Consider the following 11081-nt stretch of genomic DNA (forward strand, 5'->3'; position numbering starts at 1 on the left):
GCGCGCGGCAGGTCTTCGGGGCGGGGCGGGCGCGGGTGGCCATCAGGCGCTGCAGGATGGGCAGGCCGAACGCGGCGGTCTTGCCGGTGCCGGTCTGGGCAATGCCGATCATGTCGCGGCGCTTCAGCACCAGCGGAATGCCTTCGGCCTGGATCGGGGTCGGCGTGGTGTAGCCGGCCGACTCGACGGCGTGCAGCAGCTCGGGCGACAGGCCCAGGCCGGAAAAGCCGGTGGCGGGCGCCGTTTCCGGCGCGACTAAGATTGTTGCGGAATCATCAGCTTCTTCGGCAACGGAATTGTTATCACTGCTGGAAGAAGGGGGGGAGGGGAGGTCCTCAGCCGGGGCGGTATCCACGCTGGGATCGCTCGGGAGGGACGGGGGCTCGGCCGCGGCCGAAGCTGGCGTCGGAGAAGATTCGGTAATAGTTTCAGTCTGTTGATTACTAGAAATATCCGGATGGATGGCTTCCAGCATGCCAGCGTCCGTGCTGGCGTTCGTCACTTCACTCAAAAGCGCTCCTAAATGGCGCGGGACTTGCGCCTGGAAACAAGGGGCGCCCTATGAAGCGCCCAGCAGCGCCCGTATTGGCACCGCTCGTCCTGTGCCACGGCATATGCGGAACAAAGGGCGAAGAGTCAAGGTTTCGTGGCGTGCGTAGTTACCGCTCGGCCGGCGTTGGCGCGCACCGTGTCGCGAGAAATATTCTCGCGACGTGTCGACACGCTGCCTTCAACCGAGCTGCCGCGCCCCCCACATAATGTCAGAACCAGGTCTTAATCCCGGAGTTGCATACTGGTGCATGTCGAGGCGTTGAAAGGTTAATACTATTAAGTGTGTCGCCGCCTGGACAGACCCAGAATGTTGGGACGACAATTCACATGATGCGAATTAAATCCCAGACTGCTTGCCGTGGTGATCGCAGTATGCTAGGGCGCGCAACCTTGATTCGGGGGCGGAATTTTGGGGGAGGAGAGAGCTATGCTTCGCAGGCTCTATAACTATTTGACGTTGGCGGATTACGAGGTCGCCAATGCCCAAGCCAACAGGAGGATTGTTGCGCGGTTCACCCGCGGCAATATCTCCCTGAAAAACGGCTTGTACATGACCAAGCGGTCGTTGGACTCCCTCTCAGAGCGCGGCGGCCGCGCGGTTGCGCGCCTGCAAAAGAAGGTTGCCGCCTGAAGCACCCTCGTAATGGAATTTACCGAAAAATAGATCGGTATACTTGTCTCCATAAAAGACGAGTGGAACCGGGCAGAGCGCGACATCAAGCTTGCAGAGCAAGTCTGCAACGAGATCGTGTTTCCTTCGATTAATGAACTGCGTTACGGCGGCCGCCGCCTTGTCGATGTCATTCATGGCCTGCTCAACAACGCCAGCGAGGGGGACATCGACGGGTGGGTCGCCGATGCCCGATTCGATTGTCATCGGGCTCGCCACGATGCAATCGATACGGCCATCTCCAAAATCGCCATCAAAATCGATATCATGGTAGAGAAGTTGGAATACGAGGCAATCATTCCCGTATTCCCTGAATTTCCCGTTCTCGTAAAACAGCTCGGCGACGTCCGGAAAAACATCGCCAGGTCCCGCGAGAATCGAGAAGACAGAGAGGCAATCTATACCACTGTCGAATCGACCGATTTTATCGGCCTTGTCGAGAGGTTTCAGCGCCTCGTCGAGTGCGAGCCGATCATGAAGAAAATCGCGCTCAAAAACCGTTGGCGCGATGTTGTGGCAGTGGTTGCACTTGTTGTAGCTCTGGCGGCGCTCGTTGTCGTTTTCCTTTAACGCGTTTCCGATGTTGCGGTGCGCATTCAGGATTCGCCGATCATCTTGCCGCCTTAGGGAATCCCCCCGCTATGCACGTCTGCGCAGCGCCGCTGCCGTCTCGGTTGAAGACCGGCGAGGCGCGCAGATGTCAGATCTTGCTCCAGCGGCCGTTGTGGATGTTGAACTTCACCTTGCCGGCGGCGCGCATCTGCAACAGCAGTTCCTGCAGGGCGTCGGTGTTCTTGTTGCTGGGATCGACTCGTTGCTGCAGCGGGAAAAGAGCCATCGGCTTCTCGTCCAAGGCGGCCAGAACATCTTCTTCTCTTGTCATGATCGATTACCCTTAACATCGGCGCCGGACATAGACCCGTATGGCCATTCCGCCAATAACGATATTCGGTCCGGACGCCGCACGCCGATCTCCCTGGCGGGCGCCTTGGTTTTGTCACCGTTACACGCCATATACCCCTTCAGGGCCGCGGGCGCACCTTTGCCGGGCCGTTTTCTCCATTCTCCACTGGCCATCGCTTTTTGCGGGTACACGCAAGGAATCCCTGTGTTCTCTTCTCTCCCCGACGCCTTTTCCCGCGCCCTGCGCGCGCGCGACTACACCACGCCCACGCCGGTCCAGGCAGCCGTGCTGGCGCCCGAAGCCGCGGAGCGCGATTTGCTGGTGTCGGCCCAGACCGGTTCGGGCAAGACCGTCGCCTATGGCCTCGCCATGGCCGATTCGCTGCTGGAAGCGGGGGAACTGCCGCCGGCCGACGCGCCCCTGGCGCTGATCATCGCCCCGACTCGCGAACTGGCGCTGCAGGTGCAGGCGGAACTCACCTGGCTCTATGCCGAGGCGGGGGCGCATGTCGCGGCCTGCGTCGGCGGCATGGACCCGTTCAAGGAACGCCGGGCACTCGACCGCGGCGCCCATATCGTCGTCGGTACGCCGGGACGGCTCGGCGACCATCTGCGCCGCGGCGCGCTGCGGCTGGAAGCGCTGAAGGTGGTGGTGCTCGACGAAGCCGACGAGATGCTCGATCTCGGCTTTCACGAGGAACTGGAATTCCTGCTGCAGGCGACGCCGGCGAGCCGGCGCACGCTGTTGTTCTCGGCGACGCTGCCGAAGCCGATCGTGGCCTTGGCGCGCAACTATCAGCAGGATGCGCTGCGCATTGCGATGGCCACCGACGAGGGCGGCCACGCCGACATCGAATATCGCGCCATCCGCATCGCTCACGCCAAGGTCGCGCGCACGGTCGTCAACCTGCTGCGCTTTATCGATCCGCCGTCGGCGCTGGTATTCTGCGCCACGCGCATGGGCGTGCAAAAGCTGGGCGAGAGTCTGGCGGCGCGCGGCTTCGATGTCGTGGCGCTGTCGGGCGAGATGAACCAGAACGAGCGCAATCGGGCGCTGACCTCGCTGCGCGAAGGGCGGGCGCGGGTGTGCGTCGCCACCGATGTCGCGGCGCGCGGCCTGGACGTGCCCGATCTGGCGCTGGTGATCCACGCCGATCTGCCCAACGACGCCGAAGCGCTGCAGCACCGCTCGGGTCGCACCGGTCGCGCCGGCAAGAAGGGCATTTCCATTCTGCTGGTGCCGCCCTCGCGCCGTCGCAGCGCCGAGGAAATGCTGAGCCGCGCCCGGCTGCAATATGTCTGGAGCGAGCCGCCGTCGCCGAAAGCGATCTACAAACAGGACCGCGAGCGGCTGCTCGATGCGCCGCTGTTCGAGGCCGCCGATGCCGGCGAAGACCGCACGATTGCCTCGGCGCTGCTGGAGCGGCATTCGCCGTTCGAAATCGCCTCGGCGCTGGCCAAGCTCTATCGCGAGCGCCTGCCGGAGCCGTTCGACATCGAGGAATTCGTGGAAGACCCGCGCAAGCGCGACTATGACCCGCGGGCGCACGACCGGCCGGCCTATGAACGCCGCGAACCGCGCGAGCCGCGCGAACGCAAAGAGCCGTTTGCCAAGAAGGAGCGGGGACCGTCGCGCGGCCGCGGGCTGACGAACGGCGTCTGGTTCCGCATCAGCGTCGGGCGCGAGCGCAACGCCGATCCCAAATGGCTGCTGCCGGAAATCTGCCGTCAGGGCGAGGTGACCAAAAAGGACATCGGCGAAATCCGCATCTTCGATCACGAGACGCGGTTCGAGCTGGATGGGGCGCTCGCCGAAACCTTCACCGCCAGGATTTCGGCGCGCCAGAAGGGCGGGGTGAAGATTTTCCCCACCGACGGCGGCGAGCCCGATCCGCGGTTCATCCCGCCGGCGGCGGAGCCTGTGGAAACGCGGTCTGACGCGCGGCCGGACGGACGAGCTGAGCGTAAGCCGGCCTTCAAGCCGAAATTCAAGGGCAAGCCCGACGCTGCCCGCAAGCCCAAGCACAAAGACAAGAAAAAGCCGAAGCGGCGCAAAGGCGCGCTGGAAGTTTAGCCGCACGGGACTGCAAAACCGGTGGCGGGTGCCTATATGATGACGGCCTAACCAGCGGGAGTGCGTGCATGGCGCGGGGCTTTCCGATTTATTGCGATACCTTCATCGCCGGCACTGGCGAGCCGCATATGTGGCTCGGCATGCACGAGCCGGTGAACACCATCACCAATGCTGCCATCCTGATCGCGGCGTGGCTGGCGTATCGCCATATCAAGAAGTCCGGCGTCGGCTTTTCCGGCGACCTCAACCTGCTGCTGGTGCTGCTGGTGTGGGTCGGGATCGGCAGCACGCTGTGGCACGGACTGCGCACCCAATGGGCGCTGCCGCTCGATTGGGTCCCGGGCGTGCTGTTCCTGCTGGTGCTGACGGTGCTGTGGATTCGCCAGCTTTACGGCTGGGCGGCAGGCCTTCTCGGCATGGCGGCGATGCTGGCGCTTTCGATCGCCGGGGTCGGCTATCTCGGCAAGACGCTGTCGGCGATCACGCCCAATTTCTTTGCCCTGCCGATGTTCGCGACCGTGACCGTGGCAGGCATCATCATGGTGTCGGGAAGTTGGGCCAAATACGGGCGCCGCACCGGCCTTCTCGGGCTGTCGATCATCGCCGCCGGACTGACCGCGGCGGGCGCGCGCTCGATCGACCTGATCGTCTGCCCGTACGTGCCGTTCGGAACGCACTTCCTCTGGCACATCGGGCTTTCGACCGCGGCGTGCCTTGGGATCGTGCTACTGGTCAAGATGAAAAAAGCGGAGCGCGCGCGCCTTAACTGACGCGCGCCGCTTCAGGCCACCAACAGTCCGGTCGGCAACAGATCGTCCGGCGGGGTCGCCTTGTGGGTCTTGCGATAGACTTCGCGCTCGCACAGTTCGCAGCGCGGACCGCGGCAATAGACCTTGATCGAGCCCTGATGCGTCGGGTTGTCGTTCTCGGCGTGCTTCTGGAAAAAACCACACGTCGACAGATTGCGGCAAACCTCAGACATCACGAACTCCAACGCTAATCACGTACGCGGCTTTGACGGTGAAAAAAGGCATCTTTGTGGACACTATTGGGCTGATGCATGCCGCAATCAGGAAACAGCGTCGCACCCGCAGTATTATTGCGTTTTGTTACAGCTTTATGCGCGCCTAGACGTCGACTTCGGCAAATTGCGCGTTTTCCTGGATGAACTGGAAGCGCAATTCCGGCTTCTTGCCCATCAGGCGCTCGACCATGGTGTCGGTGTCCTTCTTGTCCTCGTCGGGCGTCATCACCTTGATCAGCGTGCGCAAGCCCGGCTTCATGGTCGTTTCCTTGAGCTGCGACGGCATCATTTCGCCGAGGCCCTTGAAGCGCGACACTTCCACCTTCGCGTTGGACTTGAATTCGGTCTTCAAGAGCTGGTCGCGGTGCTTCTCGTCGCGGGCATAGACCGACTTGGCGCCGTGGGTGAGGCGGTAGAGCGGCGGCATGGCGAGGAACAAATGGCCGTTTTTGATCAGCTGCGGCGCCTCGCGATAAAAGAAGGTGAGCAAGAGCGAGGCAATGTGGGCACCGTCGACGTCGGCATCGGTCATCACGATGACGCGTTCGTAGCGCAGCGCGTCTTCATTGTATTTCGCGCCCGCGCCGCAGCCGAGCGCCTGCATCAGATCGGTCAGTTCCTGGTTCTGGGCGAGCTTGCCCGCACCGGCGCTGGCAACATTGAGGATCTTGCCGCGCAGCGGGAGGATCGCCTGGGTGGCGCGATCGCGCGCCTGCTTGGCCGAACCACCGGCCGAGTCGCCCTCCACCAGGAAGATTTCGGTGCCCTCGGCTTCGTCGCGCGAGCAGTCCGCCAGCTTGCCGGGCAGGCGCAGCTTGCGGGTCGCGGCCTTGCGCGCGACTTCCTTTTCCTGCCGCTTTTTGAGGCGGTATTCGGCTTGATCTATGACGTAGTCGAGCAACTTGTCGGCGGTACCCGGGTCTTCGGCCAGCCAATGGTCGAAGTGGTCGCGCATCACGTTTTCGACTAGGCGCTGCGCGTCGGGTGAGGACAGCTTGTCCTTGGTCTGGCCCTGGAACTCGGGATCGCGGATGAACACCGACAGGCAGCAGCAGGCGCTCGCCATCACGTCTTCGGGGGTGATCTGCGCCGTCTTCTTATTGTTGGTGCGCTCGCCATGGGTGCGCAGCGAACGAACCAGCGCGTTGCGCAGGCCCTGCTCATGGGTGCCGCCGGCCGGCGTCGGGATGGTGTTGCAATAGCTGAGGGTGAAGGGCTCCATATCGGGAACCCAGGCCAGCGCCCATTCGAGCGTGCCCTTGCCGTTGTTCTCGGAGCGGCCGAAGAACAGCCGCGGCGTGACGGTGGTCTTGCCCTCGATTTCCCCCTGCAGGTAATCGGTGAGGCCGCCAGGGAAATGGAACGTGTCTTCGGCCGGAACCTTGCCGTCTTCGATCAGCTTGGGATCGCAGGTCCAGCGGATTTCGACGCCGCGGAACAGATACGCCTTCGACTTCGCCATGCGGTAGAGCCGCGACAGCGAGAAGTGCGTTTCGGTGCCGAAAATCTTGAAATCGGGCTTGAAGGTCGTGACCGTGCCGCGGCGCGCCGCCGGGCCGGTTTCCTTGAGCTTGCCGATCGGAATACCGCGCTCGAAGCGCATCTTGTGGCCGCGCTTGTCGCGGAAGACTTCCACTTCCATCCATTCCGACAGCGCGTTCACCACCGAGGCGCCGACGCCGTGCAGGCCGCCCGAGGTCTCGTAGTTCTTGCCGTCGAATTTGCCGCCCGCATGCAGCACCGTCATGATGACTTCGAGCGCCGACTTGTTCTTGAACTTGGGGTGCGGGTCGATCGGGATGCCGCGACCGTTGTCGCGGACTTCGAGAATGTCGCCCGCTTTGAGGTCGATCTCGATGCGGCTGGCGTGCCCGGCCACCGCTTCGTCCATCGAGTTGTCGAGGATTTCGGCGGCGAGATGGTGCAGGGCGGTGACGTCGGTGCCGCCAATGTACATGCCTGGGCGCCGGCGTACCGGTTCCAGCCCTTCCAGAACTTCGATGTCCTTGGCCGTATACTCGCGGCCGCCCTTTGCGGGAACGCTATCAAACAGGTCTTTGGCCATTCTTCACACGCAAACTCGAATCGAAAACCGAACCTAATAGTAGAAAATGGAGGCTGCTGCACGCCAGAGGGCTTACCGGCAGGCACTTTCTTAACGGGTCTGCCGCTAGACGTAGAGGGCATTTTCATTTCGCACAATGGGCCCGTTTGCCCATCCCGCTCGCCATGCCCGATCTTTTGTCCGCCATACCGGTCCCGAAACAGGAAGACGCCCGCTATTGCGAGGCGCGCATCCGGCTGCTGATCGAGACCCTGCCGCTGACTGTCTGGTTCAACCCGGCGGGCGTGGCGATTGCCTGCCTGGGGCTGTGGTTCGGGCGCGCCGAATTCGGCGACCTGCCGTTGTGGCGGATGGTTTTGGCGGTCGGTATCCAAGCGCTGGCCGCCGCCGCGGCCCATTTCGCCCATAGGCTTCACCCCGCCGTCTGTCGCGACAGCATCACGCGCGTCCGCCGTGGTCTCACCGCCTTGCAGATCGTGATCGGCCTTTGCTGGGGCGGCGTCGCCTGGTCGCTATGGCTGGAAGGCAATCCCGCCAACAACGGTTTCGTCGTGGTGGTGATGGCGATGGCGCTGTGGGCGATGGCGTTGACGCGCTGCGCCGTGCGCACCGTGTTCCTGTCGGGCCTCGCCGCGCTGGCGGCACCGCTGCTGCTGCGCTTCATCACCTCCGACGGCATCGCCGCGCATGTGTTCTGCGGCATCTATCCGGTATGGATGGGGTACATGGTGTTTTCGGGCCTGGGCGCCCGCAGACGCGTCGACGACATGCTGGCGGCCCGCTTCGCCAACGAGGATTTGTCGCAAGAACTGGCGATCGCCCGTGACGAGGCGGTGCAGAAGCGCGAAGAGGCCGAGACCGCCTCGAAATCGAAGACCGCCTTCCTCGCCAACATGAGCCACGAATTGAGGACGCCGCTCAACGCGATCATCGGCTTTTCCGAGATCATCTCCACCCAGGCGCTGGGACCGCACAATCCGCGCTATCCCGAATACGCCGGCGATATCCATTCCTCGGGCACGCATCTGTTGACCTTGATCAACGAAATCCTCGACGTCGCCAAGATCGAGGCGGGACGGATGGAAATCGATCCAAGGCCGCTGCACCTCACCAGCACGCTCGAAGGCGTCGAGCGCATCATGGCGATCCGGGCGCGCGAGAAATCGCTGAACATTTCGTATTGGGCCGATCCGCAGCTCGGCGAAGTCATTGCCGACGAACGCGCCTTCCGCCAGATCCTGCTCAACCTTCTGAGCAACGCGGTGAAATTCACGCCCGCGGGCGGCGACATCGCGGTGCAGTGCAACGAAGCCGACGACGGCGGCATGCTGCTGACGGTCGTCGACAGCGGTCCGGGCATCCCCGCCGACAAGCTCGCGACGCTGTTCAAACCGTTCAGCCAGGTCGACAACCGTTTCGATCATCATCACGGCGGCACCGGCCTGGGGCTGGCGCTGGTGCAGGGACTGGCGCGCCTGCACGGCGGCCGCGCGTGGATGGACAGCATCGAAGGGCAGGGAACGACGGTATCCGTTTACTTCCCGTTAGTAAGCGTTAAGCACGAACTAAAGCGCGCAACGCAATGAGTTCCGGTTTTTCTCAGTAAATCTTAACCCTCGGACTCTAGCATCCATTTACGACGATCGGGGCTAAAGGGGAAATCCCGTGGAGTTCATCAAGCGACTGCGCAGCCAAAGAAGCACTGACGTGCGCGTGCTGAAAGCGCAGTTGGATCTCACTTCGCAGACGGTGCGTTCGACGCGGCTTTCATCGCCGTTCTGGGCGCTGGCCATTGCATGGCTCGGCTCCGACAGCTTCGGCGCGTTCGGCCATGCCAGTTTCAACGTCGCGGTGTTCGTGCCGGTGATCGTATCGGCGACGATGATCCTGTCGGCGTCGGTGGTGTCGATCTACCAGTACGACACCTCGGACTCCAACGAATACGAGCGCACCCGCCCGTGGTTCTCGCGCATCGTCGCGATGCAGGCGATCATCAGCGCCGCCTGGGGCCTCGCCCCGTGGCTGCTGTGGGACCCGTCCTCGACGCTCAACCATATCTATCTCGGCGGCGTCACTGCCGCGGTGCTCGCGATGCTGGTGGTGTCGCGCTCGAGTCACATGGACATGTTCCTGGCCTCGATCGTGCCGCTGACGCTGATGAGCGCGATGCGCTTCATGTTCTCGACCAGCGTGATCGATTTCGGCATCGCGCTGATCCTGCCGGCCTTCGCCGCCCAGCTTCTGGTTGACGGCCGCCGCCTGATGCATCGCCTCGACGAGGACTCGCGGCTGCGCTTCCAGGTGGAGGATCTGGCTCGCGAACTCGAAGAAACGCGCGACGACGCCTTGCGCAAGAGGTTCGAAGCCGAAACCGCCAACGCCTCCAAGACCGCGTTCCTCGCCAACATGAGCCACGAACTGCGCACGCCCTTAAACGCCATTCTCGGCTTCTCGGAAATCATCGCGCAGGAGTGCTTCGGCCCGGTCGGTTCGGCGCGCTACAAGGAATACGCGGGCGACATCCATTCGTCGGGCGCCCATCTGCTCTCGCTGATCAACGACCTGCTCGACGTCGCCAAGATCGAAGCCGGCAAGATGGAAATCTCGCCGCATCCGATCGACGCGCACCGCACCTTCGACATCGCCCTCAAGCTGATCGGCGCCAAGGCGCGCGAGAAGAAGCAGGAACTCGTCATCACCGTGCTGCCCGACGCGCCGCCGCTTTATGCCGACGAGCGCGCCCTCAAGCAGGTGCTGATCAATCTCGTCTCCAATGCCGTCAAGTTCACGCCCGAAGGCGGCAAGATCGCCGTCACCGCCGGGCCGGCCAACGGCGGCGGTTTCCAGATCGTCTGCGAAGACAACGGTCCGGGCATCCCGCGCGAAAAGCTCGACAAGATTTTCACGCCCTTCAGCCAGGTCGACAACCGCTACGACCGCCAAGCCGGCGGCACGGGTCTCGGTCTTGCCCTGGTGCGTGGACTTGCCGAACTGCATGGCGGCCGGGCGTGGCTCGAAAGCGAATACGGCAAGGGCACCCGCGCTTACGTCGTGCTGCCGGCCGAACCGCCGAAGCAATCGTCCGAAGCGGCCTAACTCAAGAAGGGCAGGCGCCATGCACTGGAGAACGCCGTTCCCGCCGAAACGTCCGTCGGTGCTGGCCGAATTGATCGCGGTCTTGAAAGGCTCGCTGTCGCCGTCGCAGGTGATGGCGCCCAAGCCGGACGAGGCGCTGCCCGACGAACTGCCGGCCGCCGAACCGGCGCCAGTGCCGGCGCAAAAATGATTGACCTGCCGGCAATCCCTTAAGGCCGTGCGGTGGAGGCGTTGTCATGAGCTTCGACCGCTTCGAAGCGTCGATCAAATCGCCCGATCTGCGTGCCGTCGCCCTGCATTGGAAGGCCGCCTGCGGTGCCCGGGCGATGCCGGACTGGAGCGACATCCGTCCCAATCGGATCGGACCGCAACTCAAGATCGTCTGGTCGTATCGCTATGACGACGTCAACGACCGCCTGATCGGTCGGCTGGCGGGCGATCTCATCGAGCGCGTGTTCGGCCAGACCCTGCGCAATACGCCGATGGAAAATCTCTATCCGACGGAGCAATATCCCGCGATGTTCGCCCGATTCAGGCGCATCGTGTGCGAGCCGTCGCTGTTCCTGGAAACCGGCAAGGTGTTTCAGGCCGTCGATCGTTTTGGTTTCGGTGAACGCGTTGCCATGCCGTTGAGCCGTGACGGGCACACCGGCGATGGCCTGATCGGCGCCACGGTCTACGAGACGTTTCACAATTT

12 protein-coding genes are annotated in these 11081 nt (G+C 63.1%); 8 read left to right on the plus strand and 4 right to left on the minus strand.

Annotated elements, in window-relative coordinates:
• Positions 1–475: DEAD/DEAH box helicase (locus AC1P6P_RS04175; protein ID WP_481401180.1), on the minus strand; the 475-nt coding region annotated here is incomplete at its 3' end.
• Positions 476–979: 504 nt separating this feature from the next.
• Between AC1P6P_RS04175 and AC1P6P_RS04180 the strand changes: the two genes are divergently transcribed.
• Both AC1P6P_RS04180 and AC1P6P_RS04185 read left to right on the plus strand, forming a co-directional pair.
• The gene (locus AC1P6P_RS04180) at positions 980–1183 is read left to right on the plus strand and encodes a hypothetical protein (RefSeq protein ID WP_481401181.1); all 204 of its coding nucleotides are present in this window, start codon (positions 980–982) and stop codon (positions 1181–1183) included.
• Positions 1184–1300: 117 nt separating this feature from the next.
• The gene (locus tag AC1P6P_RS04185; protein WP_481401182.1) at positions 1301–1792 is read left to right on the plus strand and encodes a hypothetical protein; all 492 of its coding nucleotides are present in this window, start codon (positions 1301–1303) and stop codon (positions 1790–1792) included.
• Positions 1793–1922: 130 nt separating this feature from the next.
• On the opposite strand, the gene AC1P6P_RS04190 is transcribed toward AC1P6P_RS04185, so the two are convergent.
• Positions 1923–2105 (minus strand): hypothetical protein, encoded by a 183-nt coding sequence (locus tag AC1P6P_RS04190; RefSeq protein ID WP_481401183.1) that lies wholly within the window; start codon positions 2103–2105, stop codon positions 1923–1925.
• 225 nt (positions 2106–2330) lie between these two features.
• On the opposite strand from AC1P6P_RS04190, the gene AC1P6P_RS04195 reads away from it, so the two are divergent.
• Positions 2331–4199: a DEAD/DEAH box helicase gene (locus AC1P6P_RS04195; RefSeq protein WP_481401184.1), complete on the plus strand. Its 1869-nt coding sequence runs from the start codon at positions 2331–2333 to the stop codon at positions 4197–4199.
• A gap of 68 nt (positions 4200–4267) precedes the next feature.
• The gene (locus AC1P6P_RS04200) at positions 4268–4969 is read left to right on the plus strand and encodes a ceramidase domain-containing protein (protein ID WP_481401185.1); all 702 of its coding nucleotides are present in this window, start codon (positions 4268–4270) and stop codon (positions 4967–4969) included.
• An 11-nt stretch (positions 4970–4980) separates the two neighbouring features.
• Here AC1P6P_RS04200 and AC1P6P_RS04205 read toward each other — a convergent pair whose 3' ends face one another.
• Both AC1P6P_RS04205 and parE read right to left on the minus strand, forming a co-directional pair.
• The gene (locus AC1P6P_RS04205) at positions 4981–5181 is read right to left on the minus strand and encodes a hypothetical protein (RefSeq protein ID WP_481401186.1); all 201 of its coding nucleotides are present in this window, start codon (positions 5179–5181) and stop codon (positions 4981–4983) included.
• Positions 5182–5326: 145 nt separating this feature from the next.
• On the minus strand, positions 5327–7288 hold the full coding sequence (parE, locus tag AC1P6P_RS04210; protein WP_481401187.1) for a DNA topoisomerase IV subunit B: 1962 nt from the start codon (positions 7286–7288) through the stop codon (positions 5327–5329).
• A 146-nt stretch (positions 7289–7434) separates the two neighbouring features.
• On the opposite strand from parE, the gene AC1P6P_RS04215 reads away from it, so the two are divergent.
• The 4 genes from AC1P6P_RS04215 to AC1P6P_RS04230 form a co-directional block, all read left to right on the plus strand.
• The gene (locus AC1P6P_RS04215) at positions 7435–8874 is read left to right on the plus strand and encodes a sensor histidine kinase (RefSeq protein ID WP_481401188.1); all 1440 of its coding nucleotides are present in this window, start codon (positions 7435–7437) and stop codon (positions 8872–8874) included.
• A 79-nt stretch (positions 8875–8953) separates the two neighbouring features.
• The gene (locus AC1P6P_RS04220; protein WP_481401189.1) at positions 8954–10384 is read left to right on the plus strand and encodes a sensor histidine kinase; all 1431 of its coding nucleotides are present in this window, start codon (positions 8954–8956) and stop codon (positions 10382–10384) included.
• Positions 10385–10403: 19 nt separating this feature from the next.
• Positions 10404–10574: a hypothetical protein gene (locus AC1P6P_RS04225; protein WP_481401190.1), complete on the plus strand. Its 171-nt coding sequence runs from the start codon at positions 10404–10406 to the stop codon at positions 10572–10574.
• 46 nt (positions 10575–10620) lie between these two features.
• Positions 10621–11081 (plus strand): PAS domain-containing protein (locus tag AC1P6P_RS04230; RefSeq protein ID WP_481401191.1); only part of this gene is annotated, 461 nt, incomplete at its 3' end.

The organism is Rhizomicrobium sp. (assembly GCF_056722145.1).